The sequence below is a fragment of the Streptomyces sp. HSG2 genome, assembly GCF_016598575.1.
GTDB lineage: Bacteria > Actinomycetota > Actinomycetes > Streptomycetales > Streptomycetaceae > Streptomyces.
In genome coordinates this window covers 859,399-885,466 of sequence record NZ_CP066801.1, presented here as the reverse complement: position 1 = coordinate 885,466, position 26,068 = coordinate 859,399, and the positions used below count along the sequence as shown (strand labels likewise).

General features: G+C 72.7%; 18 protein-coding genes. 13 read left to right on the top strand and 5 right to left on the bottom strand.

Features of this window, described 5'->3' with window-relative positions:
- Window positions 1–121: 121 nt before the first annotated feature.
- The 3 genes from JEK78_RS03350 to JEK78_RS03340 are packed head-to-tail and all read left to right on the top strand — an operon-like array spanning window position 122 to window position 9,103.
- Entirely contained in the window at window positions 122–7,309 is a 7,188-nt protein-coding gene (locus tag JEK78_RS03350; protein ID WP_200262608.1) for a non-ribosomal peptide synthetase, read from the top strand.
- Between the two features lie 4 nt (window positions 7,310–7,313).
- Window positions 7,314–7,523, top strand: coding sequence for an MbtH family protein (locus JEK78_RS03345; RefSeq protein WP_200262607.1), 210 nt, complete (start codon window positions 7,314–7,316; stop codon window positions 7,521–7,523).
- Window positions 7,524–7,555: 32 nt separating this feature from the next.
- The gene (locus tag JEK78_RS03340; RefSeq protein WP_242483251.1) at window positions 7,556–9,103 is read left to right on the top strand and encodes a DHA2 family efflux MFS transporter permease subunit; all 1,548 of its coding nucleotides are present in this window, start codon (window positions 7,556–7,558) and stop codon (window positions 9,101–9,103) included.
- Between the two features lie 74 nt (window positions 9,104–9,177).
- On the opposite strand, the gene fes is transcribed toward JEK78_RS03340, so the two are convergent.
- Both fes and fhuB read right to left on the bottom strand, forming a co-directional pair.
- Window positions 9,178–10,350 carry an enterochelin esterase gene (gene fes, locus JEK78_RS03335; RefSeq protein WP_242483359.1) on the bottom strand — a complete coding sequence of 391 codons (1,173 nt, stop codon included), beginning with the start codon at window positions 10,348–10,350 and terminating at the stop codon, window positions 9,178–9,180.
- A gap of 164 nt (window positions 10,351–10,514) precedes the next feature.
- Window positions 10,515–12,698, bottom strand: a complete 2,184-nt coding sequence (fhuB, locus tag JEK78_RS03330; protein ID WP_242483358.1) for a Fe(3+)-hydroxamate ABC transporter permease FhuB — start codon at window positions 12,696–12,698, stop codon at window positions 10,515–10,517.
- A 272-nt stretch (window positions 12,699–12,970) separates the two neighbouring features.
- On the opposite strand from fhuB, the gene JEK78_RS03325 reads away from it, so the two are divergent.
- From JEK78_RS03325 to JEK78_RS03305, 5 genes are all read left to right on the top strand, one after another.
- Window positions 12,971–13,840, top strand: a complete 870-nt coding sequence (locus JEK78_RS03325) for a 2,3-dihydro-2,3-dihydroxybenzoate dehydrogenase (protein WP_200262603.1) — start codon at window positions 12,971–12,973, stop codon at window positions 13,838–13,840.
- An 87-nt stretch (window positions 13,841–13,927) separates the two neighbouring features.
- Window positions 13,928–15,133, top strand: coding sequence for an isochorismate synthase DhbC (dhbC, locus tag JEK78_RS03320; protein ID WP_200262602.1), 1,206 nt, complete (start codon window positions 13,928–13,930; stop codon window positions 15,131–15,133).
- A complete protein-coding gene (locus JEK78_RS03315; protein ID WP_200262601.1) occupies window positions 15,130–16,785 on the top strand; it encodes a (2,3-dihydroxybenzoyl)adenylate synthase in 1,656 nt (551 codons plus the stop codon). The genes dhbC and JEK78_RS03315 overlap by 4 nt, the downstream gene beginning before the upstream one ends.
- A gap of 15 nt (window positions 16,786–16,800) precedes the next feature.
- A complete protein-coding gene (locus JEK78_RS03310) occupies window positions 16,801–17,433 on the top strand; it encodes an isochorismatase family protein (protein ID WP_200262600.1) in 633 nt (210 codons plus the stop codon).
- Between the two features lie 5 nt (window positions 17,434–17,438).
- Window positions 17,439–17,666, top strand: a complete 228-nt coding sequence (locus JEK78_RS03305) for a phosphopantetheine-binding protein (RefSeq protein ID WP_200262599.1) — start codon at window positions 17,439–17,441, stop codon at window positions 17,664–17,666.
- 463 nt (window positions 17,667–18,129) lie between these two features.
- Here the strand turns inward: JEK78_RS03305 and JEK78_RS03300 are convergent, their stop codons facing one another.
- Window positions 18,130–19,074, bottom strand: coding sequence for an alpha/beta hydrolase (locus JEK78_RS03300; protein WP_200262598.1), 945 nt, complete (start codon window positions 19,072–19,074; stop codon window positions 18,130–18,132).
- Window positions 19,075–19,191: 117 nt separating this feature from the next.
- On the opposite strand from JEK78_RS03300, the gene JEK78_RS03295 reads away from it, so the two are divergent.
- On the top strand, window positions 19,192–20,172 hold the full coding sequence (locus JEK78_RS03295) for a WYL domain-containing protein (protein WP_200262597.1): 981 nt from the start codon (window positions 19,192–19,194) through the stop codon (window positions 20,170–20,172).
- A 474-nt stretch (window positions 20,173–20,646) separates the two neighbouring features.
- On the opposite strand, the gene JEK78_RS03290 is transcribed toward JEK78_RS03295, so the two are convergent.
- Both JEK78_RS03290 and JEK78_RS03285 read right to left on the bottom strand, forming a co-directional pair.
- Window positions 20,647–22,176 (bottom strand): UDP-N-acetylglucosamine 1-carboxyvinyltransferase, encoded by a 1,530-nt coding sequence (locus JEK78_RS03290; RefSeq protein WP_200262596.1) that lies wholly within the window; start codon window positions 22,174–22,176, stop codon window positions 20,647–20,649.
- A 190-nt stretch (window positions 22,177–22,366) separates the two neighbouring features.
- On the bottom strand, window positions 22,367–22,942 hold the full coding sequence (locus tag JEK78_RS03285; RefSeq protein WP_200262595.1) for a methyltransferase domain-containing protein: 576 nt from the start codon (window positions 22,940–22,942) through the stop codon (window positions 22,367–22,369).
- A gap of 325 nt (window positions 22,943–23,267) precedes the next feature.
- Between JEK78_RS03285 and JEK78_RS03280 the strand changes: the two genes are divergently transcribed.
- The 4 genes from JEK78_RS03280 to JEK78_RS03265 all read left to right on the top strand — a co-directional run bounded on the left by JEK78_RS03280 (window position 23,268) and on the right by JEK78_RS03265 (window position 25,968).
- On the top strand, window positions 23,268–24,215 hold the full coding sequence (locus JEK78_RS03280; RefSeq protein ID WP_200262594.1) for an NAD-dependent epimerase/dehydratase family protein: 948 nt from the start codon (window positions 23,268–23,270) through the stop codon (window positions 24,213–24,215).
- A 162-nt stretch (window positions 24,216–24,377) separates the two neighbouring features.
- Window positions 24,378–24,794 (top strand): hypothetical protein, encoded by a 417-nt coding sequence (locus JEK78_RS03275; RefSeq protein ID WP_200262593.1) that lies wholly within the window; start codon window positions 24,378–24,380, stop codon window positions 24,792–24,794.
- The gene (locus JEK78_RS03270) at window positions 24,791–25,312 is read left to right on the top strand and encodes an NUDIX domain-containing protein (protein WP_200262592.1); all 522 of its coding nucleotides are present in this window, start codon (window positions 24,791–24,793) and stop codon (window positions 25,310–25,312) included. The genes JEK78_RS03275 and JEK78_RS03270 overlap by 4 nt, the downstream gene beginning before the upstream one ends.
- 11 nt (window positions 25,313–25,323) lie before the next feature.
- Complete coding sequence (locus JEK78_RS03265) at window positions 25,324–25,968, top strand: SUMF1/EgtB/PvdO family nonheme iron enzyme (protein WP_200262591.1); 645 nt, start codon at window positions 25,324–25,326, stop codon at window positions 25,966–25,968.
- The last annotated feature ends 100 nt before the right edge of the window (window positions 25,969–26,068 follow it).

The following is a 26,068-nucleotide window of genomic DNA, read 5'->3' as shown; positions in this document are numbered from 1 at the left end:
CCCTCTCCCGCGGACGCCGGTGGGGTTACGCGGGCCATGAACCATTAGCTTAGGCTTACCTAAGAAATTGGCGGCCAGTGGGCGCGGCAAGGCTCTCACAACCGAGGAGTTGTACCCCCAGATGAACGAGCGTCCGGATTCGTTCCCCCTGCTCACCGCACAGAGTGGCATCCTCTACGCCCACCGGCTCACCCCGGGCGGGACCGAGTACCACACGGCCGACGTCGTGGAGATCGACGGGGACCTCGACGGGGCCCTGTTCGAGCGCGCACTGCGGCGGACCGTCGCCGAGGCGGACACCCTGCGGCTGCGGTTCGCCGACGTCGACGGCACACCCGCGCAGTACCCGGACCCCGAGGGCGGGGTGCGCCTGAGCCGACTCGACCTCCGGGACGCCCCGTCCCCCGCCGAGGCCGCCGAGCGCTGGATCCGCGCCGACCTCTCCCGTCCCGCCGACCTCGCCGCCCCGGACGCTCTGATGACGCAGGCACTCCTGCGGATCGGCGACACCCGCTGGTTGTGGTACCAGAGGGTGCACCACATCGCCGTCGACGCCTACGCGCTGACCCTGATATCCCGGCGCGTCGCCGAGGTGTACGCCGCCGGTGACGCGGACGTGCCCGGGGCCCGCTTCGCCCCGCTCGCCGATCTGGTCGCCGAGGAGCGGGCCTACCTGGAGGGTGAGGCCTACGCCGCGGACCGCGAGTTCTGGGCGGACCGGATGGCGGGCGCCGCCCCCACGGCCCTGTCGACGTCCTCCGGCCCGCCCTCCGGCGCGCCGCCGCTGCGGGCCGTGGCGGATCTGCCGCCGGGCTCCCTCACCCGTCTCGGTCTGGCAGCCCAGGCCGCCAAGGCCACGTGGGCCGAACTCGTCGTCGCCGCCACCGTCGTGTACACGCACCGGCTCACCGGGAGTCGGGACGTCGTGCTGGGCCTGCCCGTCACCAACCGCCGCGGCCCCGCCGCCCTGCGCACCCCCGCGATGTGCGTCAACGTCCTGCCGCTGAGGATCGCCCTGCGGCCCGAGGACACCGCCGCCGAGCTGCTGCGCCGCGTGGTGCTGGAGATCCGTCAGGTGCGGCGGCGTCAGCGCTACCCGCAGGCCGACCTCCGCCGTGATCTGGGTCTCACCGACCCGACCGCCCCGCTCACCGGCCCGATGGTCAACATCAAGCCCCACGACGGGGGCTCCCTGGACTTCGGCGGCCCGACGGGCACCGTCCGCAACCTGGCCGCCGGACCGGTGGAGGACCTCGCCTTCGGCGCCTGGCCCGGCCCCGACGACTCCCTCGCCCTGGTGTTGGAGGCCGACCCCGACCGCCACACACCCGCCGAACTCGAACGGCACCGCGCCGCCTTCCGGCGCTGCCTCGACAGCCTGACCGCGCTGCTGCTCGACGACCCGCACCGCTCGACGGCCGGCGTGGACCTGATCTCGCCGGACGGGATACGCCGGGCCACGGCCGGCCGGAGCGAGCCGGCCGCCGCCACCACCCTCCCCGCCGCCTTCGCCGCGCGGGCCGCCCGCACCCCCGACGAGACCGCCGTCCGCTCCGGTGCCGAGACCCTCACCTTCGGTGAACTCGACGCCGCGGCGAACCGGCTGGCCCACCACCTCGCCGCGCGGGGCATCGGCCCCGAGATCCCCGTCGCGCTCGCCCTGCCCCGCTCTCCGGCCATGGTCACGGCGCTGCTCGCGGTGATGAAGGCGGGCGGCGTCTGCCAGCCCCTGGACCTTCACCATCCTCACGCCCGCACCCTCGACGTCCTGCGGGACGCCCGCCCGGGTGTCGTGCTGGGCACGACCGACACGCTCGCCCGGCTCCCGGAGCACGGACGCCCCACCGTCGCCCTCGACGCCCCGGAGACCACCGAGGCGCTTCGCCGCTCGCCCGCCGACCGGCCCGCCGCCGAGCCGACACCCGACGACGCCGCGTACGTCATCCACACCTCCGGCTCCACCGGTCGCCCCAAGGGCGTCGTCGTCACGCACGCCTCCCTCGCCAACCTCCACGCCGGCCACGGAACCGACCACATCGCGCCGGCCGTCGCGCGCACCGGACGCACCCGCCTGAAGATCGCCCACAGTGCCTCCTTCGCCTTCGACGCCTCCTGGGACCCGGTGCTGTGGATGGCGCACGGCCACGAACTCCACCTGCTCGACGACGCCACCTACCGCGACCCGGCGGCCCTCACCGCCTACGTCGACCGGCACCGGGTCGACTACCTCGACGTCACCCCCTCCTACGCGGAGGCCCTCCTCGCCGAGGGCCTGCTCGGCGACGGCCACCACCGGCCGGCCGTGCTCGTCGTCGGCGGAGAGGCGGTCCCCGCGCAGCTCTGGCGACGCCTGTCCGAGACCGAGGGCGTCCACCCCGTCAACCTCTACGGCCCCACCGAGACCACCGTGGACGCCTACCACTGGACCGGGCCGCGCGCCGCCGGCAGCCCGGTCCGAGGCACCCGCCTCTACGTCCTGGACAGTGCCCTCAGGCCGACCCCCGACGGCTTCCCGGGCGAGCTGTACGTGGCGGGCGCGGCCCTGGCCCGCGGCTACCTCGGCCGCCCGGACCTCACGGCGGAGCGGTTCGTCGCCGACCCGTTCGGCGCGGCGAACGGCGACCCCGGGGGCCGCATGTACCGGACCGGCGATCTGGTGCGCCGCACCGAGGACGGCGGTCTGGAGTTCATCGGCCGCACCGACGACCAGGTCAAGATCCGCGGCTTCCGCGTCGAACTCGGCGAGACGCGGGCGGTCCTGGCCGCCCATCCCGCCGTCGCCCAGGCGGCGGTCATCGCACGCGACGGGGCGGCCGGCAAGCGCCTGCTGGCCTACGTGGTCCCCCGAACGGGGGTCCCGGTGGACCCGGACGCCCTGCGCGGCCACCTCGCGGACGTGCTGCCCGCCCCCATGGTTCCCGACGCGGTCGTCCCGCTGGAGTCGCTTCCGCGCACCGCCAACGACAAGCTGGACCAGCGTGCCCTGCCGGAGCCGGCCTCTCCCGCCGGGGCCTCCGCCTCCGCCGCCCCGACGGACGCCCACACGGAGATCGTCGTCGGTCTCTTCGCCGACCTCCTCGGTCTGGACACCGCGCCCGCGCCCGACGTCTCCTTCTTCGACCTCGGGGGCCACTCGCTGCTCGCGGCCCGCCTCGCCGCCCGGCTCCGCGACGTCTTCGACGTGCCGGTCTCGCCGGCGGACGTCTTCCGCGAGGCATGCCCCGCGGCCCTGGCCTCCCTCGTCCGCAGGCGCCACGGCCTTGCTCCGGACGGCCCCCCGCTCACACCGGTCCCCCGGGACGGCGACCTGCCGCTGTCGTCCGCTCAGCAGCGGCTGTGGTTCCTGCACCGGCTGGAGGGCCCCAGCCCGACCTACAACATCCCCCTCGTCCTCACCATCGATGGGGAACTGGACGAGGACGCCCTCGCCGCCGCCCTCGCCGACCTGACGGCCCGCCACGAGACCCTGCGCACGGTGTACCCGCTGCCCGCCGACAGCGACGACAGCCTGCCCCGACAGGTCGTCCTGGCACCGACCGACCCCGCCGCCGCGCCGCCGCTGCACCGCGCGGCCGCCGGCGAGGACCTCACGGACCTGGCCCGACGGACCTTCGACCTGGCCACCGAGATCCCGCTGCGCGCCACGCTCCTCACCGACTCGCCCACCCGCCACACCCTGTTGCTCGTCCTGCACCACATCGCGGGCGACGGCGCCTCCACCACCCCCCTCGCCCACGACCTGGCGACCGCCTACCGGGCCAGGCTCGCCGGGCACGCGCCTGACCTGCCCCCGCCTACCGTCCAGTACGCCGACCACGCCGCCTGGCAGCGGGCCACACTGGGCACCCCGGCCGCCCCCACCCCCCGGGCCCTCGACCTCCTCGCGTACTGGAAGGAGGCGTTGGCCGGCCTCCCCGACCAATTGGACCTGCCCACGGACCGGCCCCGGCCTGCGGTCGCCTCCAGCCGAGGCGACACCGTCCCCTTCGCCCTCGACGCCGACGCCCACGCCGGTCTGGTCCGGCTGGCCCGCGCGACCGGCGCCAGCGTCTTCATGACCGTCCAGGCGGGCCTGGCCGCACTGCTCACCCGGCACGGGTGCGGCACCGACATCCCGCTGGGCACCCCCGTGGCCGGTCGCGACGACGACACCACGGCCGCCCTCGTCGGCTTCTTCACCAACACCCTCGTGCTGCGTACCGACACCTCGGGCGACCCCACCTTCCGGGAACTGCTGAAGCGGGTCCGCACCGGCGCGCTCGCCGCCTTCGAGCACGACGCGCTGCCCTTCGACCACCTCGTGGAGGCGCTCAACCCACCGCGCTCCCTGTCCCGGCACCCGCTCTTCCAGACGATGCTGGCCTGGCAGTCGGTACCCGACGACACCTTCGCCCTGGCCCCCGGGACCACCGCCCGACTGTCCACGACCACCTCCGGCACCGCCAAGTTCGACCTCACCCTCAACGCGGGCGAACAAGCGGGCGGCGGCATCGGCGGTTTCCTGGAATTCCGCACCGACCTGTTCGACCGGGCCACGGGTCAGGCCCTCGCCGACCGCCTGACCCGGCTGCTGACCGCCGCCGCCGAAGCCCCCGACACCCCGTTGGCCGCGCTCCCGCTGCTCGGCGCGGACGAGCGGTGGCGCGCCCTGGTCGACGGCAACGTCCGTCCACCCGCCCCGCTCCCCGCGCCGACCACCCTCGCCGAGCGCTACGAGACGGCCGCCCTGAGGCACCCGGACCGGACCGCCGTCGCCCACGACGGCACCGGCCTCGCCTACGCCGACCTCTCGGCGCGCGCCCGACGCCTGGCCCGCCTCCTCGCCGCCCGCGGCATCGGCCCCGGCTCCATCGTCGCCCTGGCCCTGCCCCGCTCGCCCGAACTGGTCACCGGGCTCCTCGCGGTCTCCCTCGCGGGCGCCGCCTACCTGCCTCTCGACCCGGACTACCCGGCCGACCGGCTGGCCTACATGATGGCCGACGCCCGCCCCGCGGCCGTCCTCACCGACGCCGCCACCGCGGCCCGACTGCCCGAGCACGACCTGCCCCGCATCACCATCGACGCCGCCACCGCGGCGGATCTGTCCGCCGGTCCGCTCCGCCAGGAGGAACGGACCAGGCCGCTCAGCCCCGACGACGCCGCGTACGTCATCTACACCTCCGGCTCCACCGGCCGGCCCAAGGGCGTCGTCGTCACTCACGAGAACGTCACCCGGCTGTTCGCCGCCACCGACCACTGGTTCGGTTTCGGCCCGGACGACGTGTGGACCCTGTTCCACTCCTACGCCTTCGACTTCTCCGTGTGGGAGCTGTGGGGAGCGCTGCTCCACGGCGGCAGGCTCGTCGTCGTCCCCCACCTCACCAGCCGAGACCCCCACGCCTTCCGGCGGCTGCTGGCCGAGGAGGGCGTCACGGTCCTCAACCAGACCCCCTCGGCCTTCTACCAGCTCGCGGCGGCCGACCGCGAGCACCCGCCCGGCGAACTGGCGCTCCGCTACGTCGTCTTCGGCGGGGAGGCGCTCGAACTGGGCCGTCTGGACGACTGGTACGACCGGCACGCCGACGACGCCCCGGTTCTGGTGAACATGTACGGCATCACCGAGACCACCGTGCACGTCACCCACTTCCCGCTGGACCGTGCCACGGCCGCCGCCGCCACGTCCTCCACCATCGGCGTCAACATCCCCGACCTGCGGGTCTACGTGCTCGACGAGCGGCTCCAGCCGGTGCCGCCCGGAGTGACGGGGGAGATGTACGTGGCCGGGCGCGGCGTGGCCGCCGGCTACCTGGGCCGCCCCGACCTGACGGCGACACGGTTCGTCGCCGACCCCCACGCGCACCTCTTCGGCGAGAGCGGCGTTCGGATGTACCGCTCGGGCGACCTCGCGCGACGCCGGGCGGACGGCACGCTGGAGTACTTCGGCCGCGCCGACCAGCAGGTCAAGATCCGGGGGTTCCGTATCGAGCCGGGGGAGATCGAGGCCGTCCTCGCCTCCCACGACGCCGTCGCCGACGTGGCCGTGGTCGTCCGCGAGGACACGCCCGGGGACCTGCGCCTCGTCGCCTACGCCGTGCCCGGCCGGGAAGTGCCGGACCTCTCCCGGGAACTCCGCGAGCACGCCGCCCTGGCGCTGCCCGTCCACATGGTGCCGTCCGCCGTCGTCGAGGTCGAGCGGCTGCCGCTGACCGGCAACGGCAAGCTCGACCGGCGCGCGCTGCCCGCCCCCGGCCGGCCGGTGGCCGCGCGCGGTCGGGCCCCGCGCGGACCCCGACAGCAACAGCTGTGCGCGATCTTCGCCGAGGTGTTGGGCGTCGACCGTGTCACGATCGACGACAACTTCTTCGACCTCGGCGGACACTCCCTGCTCGCCGTCCGCCTCGCCGCCCGGGTCAAGGCCGCCCTGGGCACCGAGGTCTCCATCGGCACGGTGTTCCAGGCCCCGACCGTCGAGGCCCTGGAAGCCGCGTTGGACGCCGCCGGAGACGGCGCGCGCGGCGCCGACCCGCTCGACGTCCTGCTGCCGCTGCGACCCGCGCGGCCGGGCGACCGGGCACCCCTGTACTGCGTGCACCCGGCCGGCGGTCTGAGCTGGTGCTACGCCGGGCTCATCAGGCAGCTGCCGCCGAACGTGCCGCTCTACGGCCTTCAGGCGCAAGGCGTCGGCCCCGCCACGAGCGGCGACCCGCTGCCGGCCACCCTGGAGGATCTGGCCGCGCACTACGTGTCACGGATGCGCGAGATCCAGCCCGCCGGCCCCTACCGCCTCCTGGGCTGGTCGACCGGCGGGATCATCGCCCACGCCATGGCCACCCACCTCCAGGAGGCGGGCGAGCGGGTCGAGCTTCTCGCCGTCCTCGACGCCTACCCGGCCGAGGGGTTCCGGGAACTCCCCGTGCCCGACCACGCCGAGGCGATGGAGTCCCTGCTCGCCATGGGCGGGTACGGACCGGACGTCCTGGGCGACGGCCAACTCACCACCGAGGGCGTCGTCGAGGTGCTCCAGCGCGAGGGCAGCCCGCTGGCCGCGCTCGGCGCGGACACCCTGGAGGCGCTGGCGGACATCTACCTGAACACCAACCACCTGGTGCGCCGCTACGACCACCGGCGCTTCGACGGAGACGTGCTGTTCTTCCGTGCCACCGTCGACACCATCGACGACGACCTCACGCCCGACACCTGGGCCCCGTACGTCGGCGGGCGTGTCGACAACACCGACGTGGCCTGCTCCCACAAGGACATGACCCTGCCCGAACCGATCGCGCACATCGCCGGCGTGGTCGCCGCCCGCCTGACCGACCTGGAGAAATGACACCGTGGCCGCCGACACCGACACCGACACCCCCGTCAACCCCTTCGACGCCGACGGACAGTTCCTTGTCCTGGTGAACGAACGACGACAGCACTCGCTGTGGCCGTCCTTCGCCGCGATACCCGAGGGCTGGTCGACGGCGCACGGCCCGAGCCCGCGCCGAGAGGCGCTCGACTGGGTCTCGGCGCACGAGACCGGTCCGGCGGACCGGTGAGGGCCGCCCCCTCTCCCACCGGCTGGTTCCCGGTGCCGCGGCTCCGACCCCGCGTCGCGGTCGTCCTGGTCTACGTGGCCGCGATGTGCATGAACGGCCTGGACTCCACCATCGTCAACCCCGCGCTCTACACCATCGCGGGGGACTTCGGCCGGCCGGTCTCGGCCGCCAACACCGTGGAGACCGCCTTCCTCGTCGCGCTGGCGCTCGCCCTGCCGGTGGCGGGGTGGCTGGGCGACCGCTTCGGCACCAAGCGGGTCTTCCTCGGCTCGCTCGCCGTCTTCACCGCCGCGTCCGCCCTCTGCGGTCTGGCCTGGGACCTGCCGGTGCTCGTGGTGGCCAGGGCGGTGCAGGGGCTCGCCGGCGGACTGCTCACACCGGTCGGCATGACGCTGCTGTTCCGGGCGTTCGAGCCCCGCGAGCGATCCCGGCTCGCCAAGGTCCTGATCGTCCCGACGGCACTGATGCCGGCCCTAGGCCCGCCCCTGGGCGGCCTGCTCACCGAACACCTCTCCTGGCACTGGTTGTTCTTCGTCAACGTGCCGGTCGGCGTCGTGGCGATCCTGCTGGGCGTCATCGGGCTGCGCGAACACGTCGAGGGCGTCGAGGGGCCCTTCGACCGGGTCGGCTTCTGGCTGGCCACCCCCGCGCTCGGCCTGCTCACCTACGCGCTGGGCTTCGGACCCTCGCGCGGTTGGTCCGACCCGACCGTGGCGACCGGCTTCGTCCTCGGCGCCGCCCTCCTTGCGGCCACCGTCGCCCACCAACTGCGCTCGGCCGACCCACTGCTCGGCATCCGCCTCTTCGGCGACCGGTACTACGGGCCCGCCGCCGCGTTGGCCGCCCTCACCGCCGCCGGCCTGATGGGCGTGCTCTTCGTCGTCCCCCTGCTGTTCCAGGCCGCGCTCGGCGCCTCCGCCCTGGACGCCGGACTGGTCGTCTTCCCCGAGGCGATCGGCCTGATGCTGGCGTCCCAGGTGGTCGACCGCTTGCTGCCACGGCTCGGCCCCCGCCGCCTTGCCGTGGCCGCGCTGCTGCCGGCAGCGGGGGTCTTCGCCGCGCTCGCGGTGCCGGGCGTCGCCGAGAACACCTGGGCCGTGCGCGCACTGATGTTCCTGATCGGCCTGGTGCTCGGCACGGCCGTGCTCACCGTCCAACTGGCCGGCTTCGAGACCATCGCCCCCCGCGACATGGGCCGGGCCATGGGCCTCTTCCAAATCGTCCGCACCCTCGGCGGGGCGCTCGGCATCGCCGGGTGCGCCGCCCTGGTCGGCGGCGGCCACGCCGCCGGGACGACGTCGGACGCCGGGCCGTTCCGCGCCGCCGTCTGGGCCACCGCGGCGCTCGTCGCCCTGTCGGCGTCGCTCGCGCTACGGCTGCCCTCCACCGCCCCGGGCCCGCCCCCGGACGCCGACGAGGACCCCCAGGACCAGGAGAGCCCGAAGGACACCCGTCCCTCCGCGGGCCCGGACCGAGTCCCGGAGGGGCCGCCGGGTGAGGACGCCGAGCGTGACCCCGGCCCGGACGGGGAAGTGGGGAGGGCGGACGAGCGACCGGCGAAACGCCCCCTCGCTCCCTGACACGGTGGTCCCACGGGGCCGCCCACGCGCCGGCGTCCACCACCCCGGGGACGCCGGCGCGCGCCCTCGCGGGATCACGCCCCGGAGGCCCCGGCGGGCGGTCCGCCCAGGAGGGACGCCAGGGCGTCCGCCAGACCGCCCCGCCAGCACGCGTAGTCGTGACCCCCGTTGAACTCCCGGTACTCCACCTCGTATCCGCGGGCCCGCAGCACGTTCCGCAGACGACGGTTCTCGGCGAGAAGCAGCCACTCCTGGAGACCGACCTCCATCCACAGCCGCACCTGCCGCCGCTCGCCCCGGGCATACTGCCGGGTGAGCCATTCCGCCCCGCGCTCCGGGTCGTCCTCGGGCCACCAGAAGGACCCGGACTGCGACGCCGCCAGCCCGAACCGATCGGGACGACGGTAGGCCGCGAAGGCGGCCGTCAGTCCTCCGGCGCTCTGCCCGGCGACGACGGTCCGCGCCGCCCGCAGCGGCGTGCCGAACTCCGCCGCCGCCCAGGGCAGCAGGTCGTCGGCGAGCCAGTCGACGAACGCCTCGCTACAGGAGAGGTCCGCCATCCGACGCTCCATGGTGTCCACCAACAGAGCCGCCGTGGAGGGCAGCGCGCCCGCCTCGTGCATCCGGTCCAGCGTCGACCCCACGTCGAGGACGGGCCCCCACATCTCCCCGTCGAGCAGCACCGCGACGGCGGTGGGCGGTCGCCCCGCCGGGAGGTGCGCCACGACCCGCCTGCCCGACAAGTGCCGCTCCACGGAGCCGCCGCGCGCCTCGCGGGGGCCGTCGACGTACGGCTGCGGGGGCGCCGAAGGCAACGACAGCACCGACGCCGGTCGGCGCGCCCCCGACGAGGGCAGGGCCGGTGTCCGGCTCAGCGGATCGGGCACCGCCCGGTCCAGGGCGGCGCGCCAGGACGCCCGGTCCGTGCGCAGAAGCTCGGCACGGCCGCCGCGGCCGGGGAGGAACTGGTACGAGGCCCGATGGTCGGCACGGAGACGGTGGGAGAGTGCCCACACGTCCGTCCCCTCGACCCTTCGCATCAGGTGCGGGGTCAGGTCGCCGGCGTGCCGATCGCGGTCGGTGACCGTGTGCACCAGAAGCAGGACGTCACCGACCGGCCGCTCGGGCACGTCCCGCCACACGAAGGTGACCAGGCGGTAGGCCGGGTCGCCTTCCTCGTCGGGCTCCACCAGAGGGGTGCCCTCCCGCTCGGCGCGCAGCCAGAACTCCGCCTCGGCTCCGGCCACCCCGGAGCGGACCGCGTCGCGCAGGGCGCGCAGGGCCGGGCCGGGCTGGGGTGGGGTCGGTGAGGTCGTCACGGGGGTCGCCTTTCGTCACTGGGCCGGGGGAACTCGGTAGGGGAGCGGGGAGGGCGCTCGCGTGGGCGGCGGCCCCCACGCGCCGGGAGGGTCTACACCCGCGTGGCGGCCGAGCGGCCGAGCAGCACCCACAGCAGGAACGGCCCGCCCAGAACGGTGGTCACCACGCCCACCGGAAGCTCCGAACCGGGGAAGACGATCCGACCCACGGTGTCGGCGACGACGACGAGGACGGCTCCGGTGAGCATGGACCCCACCAGCGGCACCCGGGCGGGCCCCGCCAGCCTGCTCGCCATCACCGGCGAGGCCAGCGCCACGAAGGCCACCGGACCGCAGATGCCGACGGCGAGGCCGGCGAGGGCCACGGCGAGCAGCACGCACAGCACGCGCACCCGGCCGGGAGCGACCCCCACCGACGCGGCGGTGGCATCGTCGAAGCGGAGCACCCCGAGGTGTCGGGCCAGGAAGAGCGCGGCCGGGACCAGCAGGCACAGGCCGATCAGGACCGGCACCGCCACCGAGTAGCCACGTCCGTTGAGGCTCCCGGACGTCCACACGAAGAGGGAACCGGCCGAACTCAGCGATCTGCGGGAGAGGACGACCTGGGTCACCGCGGACGCCAGCGCCGACATCGCGAGTCCCACCACGAGCACACGGTATCCGCGTTGCCCGAGACCACCGGAGACGGTGGTGACCACGACGACCGCCGCCAGCGCGCCGAGCGGCCCCGCCCACCAGGCGCCGAAGGTGCCGGTCGCGCTCAGGCTGACGGACAGCAGCACCGCGGCCGTGGCACCGTCGTTGACCCCGAGGAGTTCGGGGGTGGCGAGCCGGTTGCGGGCCAGGGTCTGCGTCAGACAGCCGGCCAGGCCCAGGGCGGCGCCCGCCGTCAGCCCCGCCACGATCCGACCGAGCCGGAACTCCCGCACCAGGAGCACGTCGAAGTGGTCTCCCTGGCCGAACACGGCCCGGAAGGTGCGCCCGACACCCAGATCGCCTTGTCCCGCATAGGCCGAGAGCGTCACCGCGGCCACGAGCAGCGCCGTCAGAAGCAGCGCGGCCAGGGCCGGTCGCCGGTGCACGAGGAAGGAGACAGGGCCGCGGCGCACCACGGTCGTCCCACCCCCGGGTGCCTCGGGGGGCCGCGTCGCCCGTCCGCCGGGGACGACCCGGACGGCGGTCCGGACGGCGTTCCGGGCGGCGGTGCCGATCGCCCGGAACGGCCGGACCAGGGGCCCGGGAGCGCGACCGGACCCGGATTCGCCTCCTTCGGCGGCGGGTTCGGCCAGGCCCATCGCCGAGAGCCGGCGCGAGCGTACGATCGCGATCAGCACCGGCGCGCCGATCAGGGCCACGATGACGGACACGGGGGCCTCGAACGGGCGGGAGACCACGCGGGCGGCCACGTCGGCCGCGGTGAGCACGCCGGCGCCGACCAGCCCGGCCAGCGTGATCCGCGCGGGCAGTCGGGTGCCGGCCATGGCGTTGGCGAGGAAGCCGGCGACCAGTCCGAGGAACGAGATGGGGCCGGCGAGCGCCACGGCCGCGGCGGTGAGCAAGGTCACGGCCACGGCCACCGCGGTGCGGACCACGCCGGGCCGGTGCCCGAGGCTTCGGGCGGCGTCGTCGCCGAGTGCCAGCGCCGAGAGCGGGCGGGTCACGGCCAGTGCCACCACGAAGCCGGTGGCGAGCACCGGGAGCAGGGGGCCCAACTCCCCGTACCCCTCGACCCCCGCGAGGGAGCCGAGCACCCAGAAGCGGAAACGGTCGTAGGTCTCGGCGGAATTGACGACGATGACGCTGGTGAGCCCACCGAAGGTGGCGCCCAGCGCGGAGCCGGCGAGCACGAGCCGCATGGGCGAGCCGCCCCGTCCCGCGATCATCAGGACCAGGCCACTGGCGATCACTGCTCCGACGAAGGCGCAGACCAGGTACGCGTAGCCGGAGTCGAGGCCCAGCAGGGCGATGCCGGCAACCACGCCCAGCGAGGCCCCGGCGTTCACACCCAACAGGCCGGTCTCGGCCAGCGGGTTGCGGGTGACCGCCTGGAGGAGACAGCCGGCGACCCCGAGGGCCGCGCCGACCAGGAGGGCGGTCAGGGTGCGCGGCAGTCGCAGGTCGCCGACGACCAGGGCGAGCCGGCTGTCGGCGCGGGCCCCCTGGCGGTTCAGTAGGTAGTCGAGCGCGCCGCCGGGCCCGACCTCGCCGGCCCCCACGGACAGCGAGACCGCGGCGAGGAGGACGACGAGGACCGCGCAACCGACGATCAGCGGCAGGGTTCGTCGCCGGCGGGACCCGGGGAGGGGTCGCGCCGATCCCTCGTTCGGCGATCGGTCGACGTCCCGGCCGGGAGGGTCGGTCGTCAACGTCGCCGTGGTCCGACCCGTTTGACCATCGGGTATCGGGGCATCGGGTTGCCGCGTCTGCATGAAGTGAGGCTAGCCTAACCACGAGGGCGGGAGAGGGGCGCCGTCCGGAGGGTGCCGGGCGGGGACTTCCGAGGAGGGGCGGGTAAGGTTAGGCTTGCCTTATGGAGTGGGGGTCAATCATGTCCGCAGAGAACACCGGCGCGCCCGTGCCCGCTCGACGAGTCCACGGCCGCGCCCCCGAAGCGAGCGCCGGACTCCTGGCGGAGCGCCGTGCCCTGGTCACCGGCGCCGGTCAGGGTATCGGCGCGGCCGTCGCCCGCGCGTTGGCCACCCAAGGCGCCCACGTCGCCGCGACCGACCGGGACCTCGCGGGCGTCGAGGCGCTCGCCGAGGAGACGGGCCTGGTCGACGCCGAGCACGGAGCCAAACGCCACGGCTCCCTGACCCCCTATGCCATGGACGTCACCGACGCCGAAGCCGTCCGTGCCGTCGTGGACGAGGTCGTCACCCGGCACGGCCCGCTCGACATCCTGGTCAACGTCGCAGGCATACTGCGCCCGGGGCCCGCCGTGGAACTGTCCGACCGGGACTGGGCGGACACCTTCGCGGTCAACACCACCGGCGTCTTCCACACCACCCGCGCCGTCGCCCCCGCGATGGCGGCGCGCGGCGGCGGCAGCATCGTCACCGTCGGCTCCAACGCCGCGGGCGTCCCCCGCGTCCACATGGGGGCCTACGCCGCCTCCAAGGCGGCGGCGGCGATGTACACCAAGTGCCTCGGTCTGGAACTGGCGCCCAGCGGCGTCCGCTGCAACGTCGTCGCCCCCGGATCCACCGACACCGCGATGCAGCGGTCGCTGTGGCGCGACCCCGACGCGTCCCGCCGGGTCGTCGAGGGCGACCTCGCCGCCTACCGCACCGGCATACCGCTGGGTCGCATCGCCGACCCCGCCGACATAGCCGACACGGTCGTCTTCCTCGTGTCGGACCTGGCCCGCCACGTCACCCTCCAGGAGCTCTACGTCGACGGCGGCGCCGCTCTTCGCTGACCGTCGCCCTCGCGCACCACGCGCCCCTCCTCGCACATCCCCACATCCGCGCCCCGCCCCGGCGGGCGCGCGAGAAACGGAGCCACCGTGTCGACGGCACCCCAGGTCGCCGCAGCCAGCACGCTCGCCCAGCCCACCCACCCCGCCGTCGGGGTGGCGACCGGACTGCTCAACTCCTACGTCCCGGGCGCGCGGTTCTTCGGCACGCCCACCCGTACCCTCCTCGGCGAGGGAGTGCGCGCCGAGATCCCCCACGACGAGCGCCCCCCCGCCCGGCGTGTGGCCGACGCCCTCGCCGCGGCACGCTCCGCCGGGGGGCCCGCCCCGGTGGTGATGGGCGCCATCCCCTTCGACCAGACCGCCCCGGCCTCCCTCGCGATGCCCGCCACGTTGCACACCGCGCCGCCGCTCACCGCCGACCCGCTCGTCGCCCTGCCCGCCGACGCCCCGGCCCGCACCGGCCTGACCGTCCACCAGGAACCGGCCCCCGAGGAGTACGCGGCGGCCGTCGCCGGGGCCGTGGACGGGATGTGGCGCGGCGAACTGAGCAAGGTCGTCCTGGCCCGCACCCTCCGCGTGGAGTCCCAGGACCCCCTCGACCTCCCCGCGATGCTCCAGCGCCTGGCCCGCCGCGACCCCTCCGGATACACCTTCGCCCTCCCCACGGGCAACGGCCGCACGCTGCTCGGCGCCAGTCCGGAACTCCTGGTCTCCCGGCGCGGCTCCCGGGTGATCTCCAATCCCCTCGCCGGCTCCGTCCCCCGCAGCGACGACCTCGCCGAGGACGTCAGACGGGCGGCGGCCCTCCTGGACTCCGCCAAGGACCTGCACGAACACGCGGTCGTGGTGAACGCCGTCGAGGAGGCCCTGGCCGGGTTCTGCGCCGACCTGACCGTCCCCGTCCGCCCGACCCTGGTCCGCACCGCCACCATGTGGCATCTGTCCTCCACCGTCACCGGCACCCTGCGCTCCCCGGACACGAGCTCTCTCGACATCGCCTCCGCGCTGCACCCCACCCCCGCCGTCTGCGGCACCCCCACCGACGTCGCCCGTCGGGTCATCCGCGAGAGCGAGCCCTTCGACCGGGGCTTCTTCACCGGCATGGTGGGCTGGTCCGACGCCGACGGCGACGGCGAATGGGTCGTCACCCTCCGCTGCGCCGAGGCCGAGGCGAACTCCTTGCGCCTCTATGCCGGCGCCGGTGTCGTCTCCGCCTCCGACCCGCAGGCCGAGACCGCCGAGACCGCCGCCAAGTTCCGCACCTTCCTCTCCGCCGTGGGAGCCGAACTGTGAGCGGCCCCTCGACGACGACGCCGCCGACCTGGCCCGCCGAGTTCGCCGAACGCTACCGTGCCGCCGGCCACTGGCGCGGCGAGACCTTCGGCACCATGCTGCGCGACCGCGCCGCCGCCCACCCCGACCGGGTCGCCATCGTCGACCCCGGCGGCGACACCCCCGAGCGCCGTTGGACCTACGCCGAGCTGGACACGCGCGCCGACCGCCTCGCCGCCGGGCTGCGTGCCCGCGGCATCGGCGCCGGAGATCGTGTCGTCGTCCAACTCCCCAACATCGCCGAGTTCTTCGAGGTCGTCTTCGCCCTCTTCCGGATCGGCGCCCTGCCGGTATTCGCCCTCCCCGCACACCGCGAGACCGAGATCCGCTACTTCTGCGCCTTCACCGAGGCCGTCGCCTACGTCATCGCGGGGGAACACGGCGGCTACGACTACCGCGAGCTCGCCGCCGCCGTCCGCGCCGACGTCCCAACCCTGCGGCACGTCTTCGTCGTCGGCCCCGACTCGGGCGACTTCGAGGCCCTCGCCGCCGTCGCCGCCGAACCTGTGCCGATCGACGGACCCCGAGCCGACGACCTGGCCTTCCTGCAACTCTCCGGTGGCAGCACCGGCACACCCAAGCTCATCCCCCGGACCCACGACGACTACCTCTACTCCCTGCGCGGCTCCAACGAGATCTGCGGCGTCGACGAGGACAGCGTCTACCTGTGCGTCCTGCCCGCGGCGCACAACTTCCCGCTCTCCTCGCCCGGTACCCTCGGCGCCCTCCACGCCGGCGCCCGGGTGGTGCTGTGCCCGCGACCCGATCCCGACGTCGCCTTCCCGCTCATCGCGCGTGAGGGGGTGACCCTCACCGGTCTCGTGCCGCCCCTCGCCCTGGTGTGGACCGAGGCCGCCGCGAGGACCGAGCACGATCTGAGCGGCCTCCGACTCCTCCAGGTGGGCGGGGCCAAGTTCAGCGAGCAGGCCGCCCGGCGGGTGCGCCCCGCCATCGGCTGCGCCCTCCAGCAGGTCTTCGGGATGGCGGAGGGGCTGGTCTGCTACACCCGCCTCGACGACCCGCAGGAGACCGTCGTCACCACCCAGGGCCGGCCGATCTCCCCGGACGACGAGATCCGGGTCGTCGACGACGCCGACCAGGACGTGCCCGCCGGGAGCCCCGGACACCTCCTCACCCGAGGCCCCTACACCATCCGCGGCTACTGGAACGCGCCGGACCACAACGCCCGCGCCTTCACCTCGGACGGCTTCTATCGCACCGGCGACATCGTGCGTCTGACCGAGACCGGCCACCTGGTCGTCGAAGGACGGGCCAAGGACCAGATCAACCGCGGCGGCGAGAAGATCGCCGCCGAGGAGATCGAGAACCACCTCCTGGCGCACCCAGCGATCCACGACGCCAACGTCGTGGCCGAACCGGACCCCTACCTCGGCGAACGCACCTGCGCCTACGTCATCCTCCGGCCGGACGCCGAACCGCCGAGACCGATCGCCGTCAAGCGCTTCGTGCGCGAACGCGGCCTGGCCGCCTACAAGGTGCCCGACCGCGTCGAGTTCGTCGCCGAGTTCCCGCAGACCGGGGTCGGCAAGATCTCCAAGAAGGCCCTGCGGGGCGCCGCCGACGGCACCCCGCGAGCCACCGCACAGAACTGAGCGAGAACCACCGACATGGCACTCCCCAAGATCACCCCGTACCCGATGCCGACGACCGGCGAACTGCCCCCCAACCGGGTCGACTGGAGCGTCGACCCGGACCGCGCCGTCCTGCTGGTGCACGACCTCCAGAACTACTTCCTCTCCGCCTACGACCGGGACCGGTCCCCGATCCCGGAGCTGCTGCGCAACGTGGCCGCGTTGAAGGCCCGCGCCGCCGCACTCGGCGTCCCCGTCCTCTACACCGCCCAGCCCGGTGGCCAGACCCCGCAGCAGCGGGGACTGCAACAGGACTTCTGGGGCCCGGGACTGCCGGCGGACCCCGAGGCACAGGCCATCGCGGACGCCGTCGCACCCGGACCCGACGACACCGTCCTCACCAAGTGGAAGTACAGTGGCTTCGCCCGCACCGACCTCGCCGACCGGCTGTCCGCTCTCGGGCGCGACCAGCTCGTCGTCACCGGCGTCTACGCCCACATCGGGGTGCTGATGACCGCCTGCGACGCCTGGATGCGGGACATCCCGGCCTTCGTCGTCGCCGACGCCGTGGCCGACTTCTCCGCCGAGGAGCACGCCATGGCGCTGCGTTGGGCGGCGGGCCGGTGCGCCGTGGTGACCACGGCCGAATCCGTCTTCGAGGGGAACTGACGACCATGGCGCTCACCGTGCAGCAGATGCGCGAGGACATAGCCGAAGTGCTCGGCGAGTCCGTCGACGACCTTCCCGACGACGAGAACCTCGTCGACTACGGACTCGACTCCGTCCGCCTGATGGCCCTGGTCGGGCGCTGGCGCGACGCGCACGGAATCGACGTCTCCGTCGCGGACCTCGCCGAACGGCCCGCGATCGAGGAATGGGAGAAACTGCTGACCACCCCCTGAGCGTCGCGCGCGGCGGCTTCCAGGCCCGATCACGACCGCTCTGGGTCGGGCGGCCGAGAGGACGTGCCGTCGTCGCGGTGGCCGGGCCGCCGCCCCGGCCACCGACCGTCGGCGGTCGACGGCCGGAAGTGAATCTCCCGCCCCGGTCGGGCCGGCTTGGCTCCATGGCGCCTTCCCCACGCCGCCTCCTGTCACTACCGTCCCTCGGGCGCCCCGCGAAATCGCCGCGAGGCCCTGGGGAAGGGGAGACGGTCTCGTGCTCGGTCTGGAAGTTCGCCGGCGTCACCTCCGGCCCCGGTCGACTCCGTCCGCTCCACCGAGCGGCGCGGACGCCGGCACCAGGTCGTCGCACGCGTGTCACCTCTCGTGCAGCGGGAACCAGCGCGTGACTCCGGGAAGTTCGTCCTGCGACAGGCCACGTCGTAGGTCTCGCCCGCCCGATGACAACACAAGAAGTCACGGGTCAACGGCTCTGCCGTTCCAGCCATTCCGACATCACCTGGTTCGTTTCCTCTGGCATCTCCGCCTGGACCCAGTGACCGCAGTCCAGGCCGACCACTTCCACGTTGGGCACGAACTCTGCCAGTCTTTCGAACCTCGGGATCGCGAAATCCCGGTCGCCGTAGATCATGAGGGCGGGCTGCCGGATGATCGGGTCCGCGTCCGCCAGCTGGTGCCAGTCGCGGTCGAGGTTCCTGTACCAGTTGATGCCGCCCGTGAATCCCGACGTCTCGAACGCGGAGACGTAGACGGCCAGGTCGCCGTCGCTCATGACGGGCTCACCGAGTGGTGTTTCGGCCTCGGCGAGGTTGATGAAAGCCATGCCCGGCTCAGGGGGTGCCGGGGGCATGTTCTTCCGGTAGAGGTTGCGGAGGAACCGGGAGGTGTTGGCATCGAATACGGCGTCGGCGACGCCCGGCTGCCGGTTGAAGTGGACGAAGTAGAAATCGCCACCGAAGAGGGTTTCCATGAACTCGATCCATGGCGTCTCTCCGCGCTCCTGGTAAGGCAGGCTCAGGTTGATCAGCTTGTTCACCCGGTCGGGGTGCAACAGGGTCAGTCCCCAGACGACGAACGCACCCCAGTCGTGGCCGACGAAGGTGGCGTCTTCGTAGCCATAGTGGTCCAGGAGCGCGACGAGGTCACCCGTCAGGTGCTCGATGTCGTAGTCCGTCACCTCGGTCGGGCGGGATGAGTTGCCATAGCCTCGCTGATTCGGTGCGATGACGTGGTAGCCGGCCGCTGCGAGGACGGGCATCTGGTGACGCCAGGAGAAGGCGTGCTCCGGCCAGCCGTGGCAGAGCACGATGGGCTTGCTCCTGTTTTCCCGGCCTGCCTCGAAGACTTCGAGCTCCACACCGTTGACCTGGATGAGGGTGGGCTCGGGAAATTCTGCTTGGTTGAACACCGTATTTTCCTCTCTGGGAGTGTTCGCCGGTGGTCGACCTCCTCGATGAGGTCATGCTGCGACCCTGCCACCCAAACCGGCCACCTCATGACCGGTTTTTGTGAGAGTTTTGGCAGTATGCGATCCGATCGGCTGGTGGCCACCCTGCTCTTGCTCCAACGGCGCGAGCTGGTGACAGCCGCGGAGGTCTCCCGAGAACTGGACGTCTCCGAGCGCACCGCCCGCCGTGACCTCGACGCCCTGGCCATGGCCGGGGTGCCCGTGTACTCAGTGCGGGGCCGAGGCGGTGGCTGGCGCCTGGTGGGCGGCGCTCGTACCGACCTGTCCGGGTTGACCGCCGGTGAGGCACGCGCCCTGTTCCTGGCTGTCGGCCCGGCCTCGGACGCGACGCCGGCGATGAGAGCAGCTCTGCGCAAGCTCGTCCATGCTCTGCCGGAGCCCTTTCGGGTACAGGCCGAGGCAGCGGCGTCGTCGTTGGTCGTAGACCCGCAGCGATGGGGGGCGAGTCGGAAAGAGCACCGGCCGCCTCGTTTCGTCGACGAACTCCAGGACGCGGCGATCCGCGGCGTCCAGGTGTCGCTCGGCTACGTCGACGGCAAAGGCGTCGAAACCCGGAGAACCGTCCATCCGCTGGGCATCGTCGTCAAAGGTCCTGTGTGGTATCTCGTCTCCGACACCGAGACCGGCCGACGGGTCTTCCGGATCGACCGTGTGTCGGCCGCCGACCCGACCGGCGACCCTGCGCACCGCCCCGAGGACTTCGACCTTGCCGAGAGCTGGGACGAGATCGCCGAAGAGATTGATCGCAAACGAACGCCGCTGGAGGTTCACGCGGTGTGTACACCCGAAGGGACGGGCATACTCCGGATGGCGCTTGGGGACCGGCTCGACGTGGGAGGTTCCACGGCCGACGGCCGCGTCGAGGTCGTGATCCGCGGCCCCGACGAGTACATCCTCGCCGGCGAGCTCTCCGGGCTGGTCGAATGGGTCGAGGTGACCGGCCCTGAGGGGGTCCGAGAACACCTGGCCTCGATCGGCGACGCCCTCGTCGAACGCTACGGCCGGCCGGGCACCAGCGGGGACCTTCACCCGTCCTGAAGCGGACGAGGCAGGGTTTGAGAACGGTCCCGCTCCATGGCATCCAGGGCGCGGGCTGCGGAGGTGGCTCCGTCCGCGCTGGACACGCACTCGACGATCTTGGCGTGCAGGCCGGGCGTGCTGCCGTACCGCGAACTTCGAGATCGCCGACAGGGTCAAGGCAATCGGTCGTCTCCCCGGCACGCCGGCCGCGGCACTCCGACCCGGGTTCACGTCGCGTCGGCCTTGTGAGAAGTGGTTCCGTACAAGTGCCATGTATCGAACGTTTAGGATTGATTTTAGGTCGATAGGTGATCGAAGTCGCATTACATGCGACCGTTGAGGCTAGTGGATCAAGCTCTGACCAACCCTTTTGACAATGGGCAACAGGGTCGCTGCGGGGCCCAAAGTCCCAGAGAAGTCCCACGGATGCCGCCGTGCCCCTCCCTGACCCGCTAAAGAGCAGGTCAGACGGGGTGCGGCGGCATCCGCGTATCAAATGTCCCGGAAGATCTCGATCTGAGCCCCGACCGTGTTCAGGCGTTCGGCCAGTTCCTCGTAGCCGCGGTTGATGACGTAGACGTTGCGGAGGACGGACGTGCCCTCCGCCGCGAGCATCGCCAACAGGACGACGACGGCGGGACGGAGCGCCGGCGGGCACATCGTCTCGGCGGCGCGCCAGCGGGTCGGGCCCTCCACCAGGACGCGGTGGGGGTCCAGCAGTTGCAGGCGCCCGCCCAGGCGGTTGAGGTCGGTCAGGTAGATGGCGCGATTGTCGTAGACCCAGTCGTGGATCAGGGTCTGACCCTGCGCCGAGGCCGCGATGGCCGCGAAGAACGGCACGTTGTCGATGTTGAGCCCCGGGAAGGGCATGGGGTGGATCTTGTCGATGGGCGCCTCCAGCTTGGACGGCCGGACGGTCAGGTCCACCAACCGGGTCCGACCGTTGTCCGCGTCGTACTCGGGGGAGCGGTCGTGATCGAGCCCCATCTCCTCCAGGACCGCCAGTTCGATCTCCAGGAACTCGATCGGGACGCGCCGGACCGTGAGTTCGGACTCGGTCACCACCGCGGCGGTCAGGAGACTCATGGCCTCCACCGGGTCCTCCGAGGGGGAGTAGTCCACATCCCTGTCGATGTCCGCGACGCCGTGGACGGTGAGGGTGGTGGTGCCGATACCGGCCACCCGCACGCCGAGCGCTTCCAGGAAGAAGCACAGGTCTTGAACCATGTAGTTGGACGAGGCGTTCCGGATGACGGTGACCCCGTCGTGGCGCGCGGCGGCGAGGAGGGCGTTCTCGGTGACGGTGTCGCCTCGCTCGGTCAGCACGATGGGGCGGGTGGGCCGGATCGAGCGGTCGACGACGGCGTGGTACTGGCCCTCGGTGGCGGCGACGTCCAGGCCGAACCGGCGTAGCGCGATCATGTGTGGCTCGATGGAGCGCGTTCCCAGGTCGCACCCGCCCGCGTAGGGGATCTTGAAGTGATCCATGAGGTGGAGGAGCGGGCCGAGGAACATGATGATCGAGCGGGTCCGCACCGCGGCCTCGGCGTCGATGGCGTCCATGTCGAACGTGTCGGGCGGCACGATCTCCAGGTCGTTCCCCTCGCCGATCCAACGGGTGCGCACGCCGACGGAGTTCAGCACTTCGAGCAGGCGGTAGACCTCCTCGATGCGGGCCACCTTCCGTAGTACCGTCCGCCCCCTGTTGAGCAGCGAGGCGCACAGCAGGGCGACGCAGGCGTTCTTGCTGGTCTTGACGTCGATGGCGCCGGAGAGGCGTCGGCCGCCGACGACGCGCAGATGCATCGGTCCCGGGTAGCCGAGGGAGACGATCTCGCTGTCGAGTGCCTCGCCGATGCGGGCGATCATCTCAAGACTGATGTTCTGGTTGCCACGCTCGATGCGGTGGACGGCGCTCTGGCTGGTATGGAGTGCCTCGGCGAGCTGCGCCTGTGACCAGCCACGGTGCTGCCGGGCGTCACGCATGAGCTTGCCGATGCGTACGAGGTAGTCGTCTGCCATGGGGCTGAGGCTATCTCAGGTGTGAGATGCCGCCTTCCGGGTGGTCCGATCGAGTGACGCCGGCGTTCGTTCGGGAAGGGGTGGTGGTGGGCTCGTCGGCCGGTGGCGGTCGCTCCCGGTGGCGCGCCGTCGGGCGGTGGCGACGTGCCGGCGGTCGCCACCCGCATGCCGCGGCATCGGGCCGGCGGGTTCAGGAGAAGGGAGGGCCCCAGCGCGTGGGAGGCGACTCGGCGCGGCCCCGTCCCCGCGCGAGCCACATCATCCGGGTGTCCTGGAAGAGGTGGTGCGAGTGGTGGACGTGGAAGCCGGAGAGGATGTCCCGGACGTCCTGCTCGACGAGATCCCAGCGGTGGTGGGGGTTGTAGTGGGTCGTCTTCTTGGTCGGGAAGGACACCACGATCTCGTGGACTCCGCATCGGTCCGCGAGTCGGGACACCGCCATCGGGTCGTCCAGGTGCTCGATGGTCTCCAGGCACACGAGGAGGTCCGCCGGGCGGTCCACCTCCTCCAAGTCCGCCTGCCAGAAGGAGACCCGCTCGCTGCCCAGATGGAGGCGGGCCGGCTCGATGACGTCAGGATCCCGGTCGTAGCCGTGCACGTGGCCGACGTCGGGGTTCTTCGCCATCAGGTACGAGCCGTACCCCGACCCGCACGCACAGTCCAGGACCGTACCGTGCGCGTACTGGCGGGCCAGCAGGTAGCGCTCGACACTGCGTCGGTACAGGACGTCCTGCTCGATCCTGTCGATCTCCTGTCGCGAGGCCATCCTGTGCCGCTCGGCCGGTACGGAGCGCGAAGGAGACGTGTTCGCGTGCGCGAAGGGTTCTGGCGTCACCCCGCCAGGGTGCGCCGCCGGTCCCGTCGTCGCCACCCGGTGCCGCCCCCGACTCAGGACGTCGCCCCGGCCCCTCGTAGGGGACCCTCGCCCGATGGGGCCGGAGTCCGGTGCCCGGCCACGAGCCCCGAGCCGACCCGCGTGCGGAAGCGGACGCCCGGTCCGATACTGGGATGGCCGCCCCAGGGCCGCGCCCGGTGGTCCGCCCGACGCGGCGCTCCCTCGGTCGGCGGCCTCCCATCGGAGGTGAGAGACCATGCGCGTGGTGGTGTTCGGAGGCGCCGGCTTCCTCGGGTCACACCTGTGCGCCCTGCTGCTCGGGCAGGGGGACCGGATCGTCTGCCTGGACGACCTGACGACGGGTCGCGAGGACAATGTCCGCCGCCTGGCCGATCACCCCGGGTTCACCTTCGTCCAAGCCGACGTCAGTGCGGAACTGCCCGAACTTCCGGGCCCCGTCGACGCCGTGGTCCATCTCGCCAGCCCGGCCTCTCCGCCTGACTACCTGAGGTTCCCCCTCAAGACCCTCGCCGCCGGCAGCCGGGGGACCGAGAACGGCCTTCGACTGGCCCTCCGTCACGGCGCGCGGTTCCTCCTGGGCTCCACCAGCGAGGTGTACGGCGACCCGACGACGCACCCGCAGAGCGAGGACTACTGGGGAAACGTCAACCCGGTCGGCCCGCGCAGCGTCTACGACGAGGCGAAGCGATTCTCCGAGGCGCTCACCGCCAGCTACGCGCGTGAACTCGGCGTGAACACCGGAATCGTCCGCATCTTCAACACCTACGGACCCCGCATGCGTCGAGACGACGGGCGGGTCATTCCCAACCTCGTCGGCCAGGCCCTGTCCGGCGCACCCCTGACGGTCTACGGGCGGGGCGACCACACGCGCAGCTTCTGCTTCGTCGACGACCTCGTCCGAGGCGTGCGCCTGATGCTTCGGAGCGCGGAGCGGGGGCCCGTCAACCTCGGAAACCCGGAGGAAACGACCATAGACGAACTCGCCCGGACGATCCTGCGGATCACCGGTTCGGCCTCACCCGTCGAACACCTCCCCCTGCCGGTCGACGACCCCGTGCGAAGGAGTCCGGACATCACGGCTGCCCGCGCCCTCCTCGGTTGGTCCCCGGCGATCGGCGCGGAGGAAGGGCTGGCGCGCACCGTGGACTGGTTCGCCGGGCAGAGATCGCCCGTAGTGCGCTGACGCCGCCGAATGTCGTGAACCCAGGACCGAAGCGAAGAACTGGACACACGGAACCTCCCGGTCGCGGGTGGGCCCCGAGGCGGACCGGGCAGGCGCCCCGACCTCGCGGCGGGCATGCCGTCGGGCCACCGTTGTCGGTGCTCGCCGGCACGATCCGGTCCCATGACTGTTCCGATGTCGTCCGACGTCGAAAGGGCCGTCCTCGCGAGTCGTGGCCCCGAGACGCGCACGTCCGAGTTCCGCGCGGTCCGGGCTCGGGACAACCCGTCTCAAGATCAGTGCGGGGTGACCGCGATGGTTCTGAACGACCCGCTGGGAGAGGAGCCGATACGCGGGGAGGTGCGCGTCGACGGGGTACGGGTCGACTTCCCTTGGTGGAACCGGCTGGGAATGGGCGTGGAGATCGACCTGAAACGAGGGCAGTTCGAACCGCGGGAGGTCGTCGCGGGCGGCGTGGTGGTACCTCGTCCCCCGTGGACGAATGGGCGGTTGGGGGAGGAGGACGAGTTGCTGCGCGACCGGGTCATGGCCGACTCCGGGAGGCGAGCTTCCGGCGACACTCGTGGGCTCCGGAGATGACGGAAGCGGACGAGCCGGTCGACCGTGTGGACGCGCGGGACCGGTTTCTCGCCGTGGTCGGCCGAGGGGAGGCGGTGCGCGAGGGGTGGCTGCACCGGGTGTCCGTCACGGTCTGCCGGGATCGGGAGGGACGGTTCCTGGTGCATCGGCGCTCGGAGCGGGCGGCCCGCTACCCGGGGCACCATGAGGTGGGCTTCGGTGGTGCCGTCGCTGCGGGAGAGACCTATCGCGAGGCCGCCGCACGTGAACTCGTCGAGGAGTTGGGCGTTCGGCCGGTGGTTCGTCCCGTCGTCACGTTCCTGAATCGGACCGGGCTCAGCCCGCACTGGCTGGCCGTGCACGAGGCGGTCCTGTCGGAGAGACCCCGCCCCTCAGGAGAGGAAGTAGCCTGGCACGGCTGGTCGACGAAGGACGAACTCCTGTGCTTCCTGGGGGCGGGGCTCTTCACCCCCGACTCCCCGGAAGTGCTGCGGCGTTACCTGGCCGCCGCGAACCGAGAGAGAGGGCAGATCACTTGAGGGGGGACGAGATGATCACGATCCCGTCGGGGCGGGTGACGCTGTCGGACCGGCGGACGCGGCACAGTTGGGCGGTCGACCTGGCGCCCTACCGGCTCGCCGCCGTCCCGGTCACCCGGGCGTGGTATTCGGAGGTCACGGGGGCGCACCCCGGCGAGGCCGAGGGGAAGCGGTTGCCTGTCGAATCCGTCTCGTGGTGGGAGGCCGTGCGGTTCTGCAACGCCGTGTCCCGAGACCGCGGCCTGACGCCCGCCTACCGACTCCGCTCCGACGAGCGCGTGGAGTGGGACCAGTCCGCCGACGGGTTTCGTCTGCCGACCGAGGCCGAATGGGAGCACGCTTGCCGCGCGGGCACGAGCGGACCCCGCTACGCGGCCCTCGACGACATCGCCTGGTACCGCGCCAACTCGGACGGGCGCGTCCGTGTCGTCGGCGGCAAGGCCCCGAACGCGTGGGGACTGCACGACACCCTCGGGAACGTCTGGGACTGGTGCTGGGACGTCTACGACCCGGAGGTCTACGGCACCTACCGGGTACTTCGCGGTGGAGGGTGGTTCGACGAGCATTGGAGCTGCCGAGCGTCCGCGCGCCGGCGCAGCCACCCCACGTTTCGGGTGGATGACGTGGGGTTCCGTGTCGCGCGCTCCGGAGCCTGAGCCACCGCGCCTCAGGCACGCGGGAGGCCCAGCCGTCGGCTCCCCCGTCGGTCGCGTCGACGCGGAGGCGGGCAAGCGCGAGCGGGAACTCCTCCCCGAG

What these genes read in the sequence shown, in the direction of transcription:
- JEK78_RS03350 (WP_200262608.1), top strand. Translation starts at nt 122, where the DNA reads ATGAACGAGCGTCCGGATTCGTTCCCCCTGCTCACCGCACAGAGTGGC.
- JEK78_RS03325 (WP_200262603.1), top strand. Translation starts at nt 12,971, where the DNA reads ATGTCCGCAGAGAACACCGGCGCGCCCGTGCCCGCTCGACGAGTCCAC.
- JEK78_RS03310 (WP_200262600.1), top strand. Translation starts at nt 16,801, where the DNA reads ATGGCACTCCCCAAGATCACCCCGTACCCGATGCCGACGACCGGCGAA.
- JEK78_RS03305 (WP_200262599.1), top strand. Translation starts at nt 17,439, where the DNA reads ATGGCGCTCACCGTGCAGCAGATGCGCGAGGACATAGCCGAAGTGCTC.
- JEK78_RS03295 (WP_200262597.1), top strand. Translation starts at nt 19,192, where the DNA reads ATGCGATCCGATCGGCTGGTGGCCACCCTGCTCTTGCTCCAACGGCGC.
- JEK78_RS03290 (WP_200262596.1), bottom strand. Translation starts at nt 22,176, where the DNA reads ATGGCAGACGACTACCTCGTACGCATCGGCAAGCTCATGCGTGACGCC.
- JEK78_RS03285 (WP_200262595.1), bottom strand. Translation starts at nt 22,942, where the DNA reads ATGGCCTCGCGACAGGAGATCGACAGGATCGAGCAGGACGTCCTGTAC.
- JEK78_RS03280 (WP_200262594.1), top strand. Translation starts at nt 23,268, where the DNA reads ATGCGCGTGGTGGTGTTCGGAGGCGCCGGCTTCCTCGGGTCACACCTG.
- JEK78_RS03275 (WP_200262593.1), top strand. Translation starts at nt 24,378, where the DNA reads ATGACTGTTCCGATGTCGTCCGACGTCGAAAGGGCCGTCCTCGCGAGT.
- JEK78_RS03270 (WP_200262592.1), top strand. Translation starts at nt 24,791, where the DNA reads ATGACGGAAGCGGACGAGCCGGTCGACCGTGTGGACGCGCGGGACCGG.
- JEK78_RS03265 (WP_200262591.1), top strand. Translation starts at nt 25,324, where the DNA reads ATGATCACGATCCCGTCGGGGCGGGTGACGCTGTCGGACCGGCGGACG.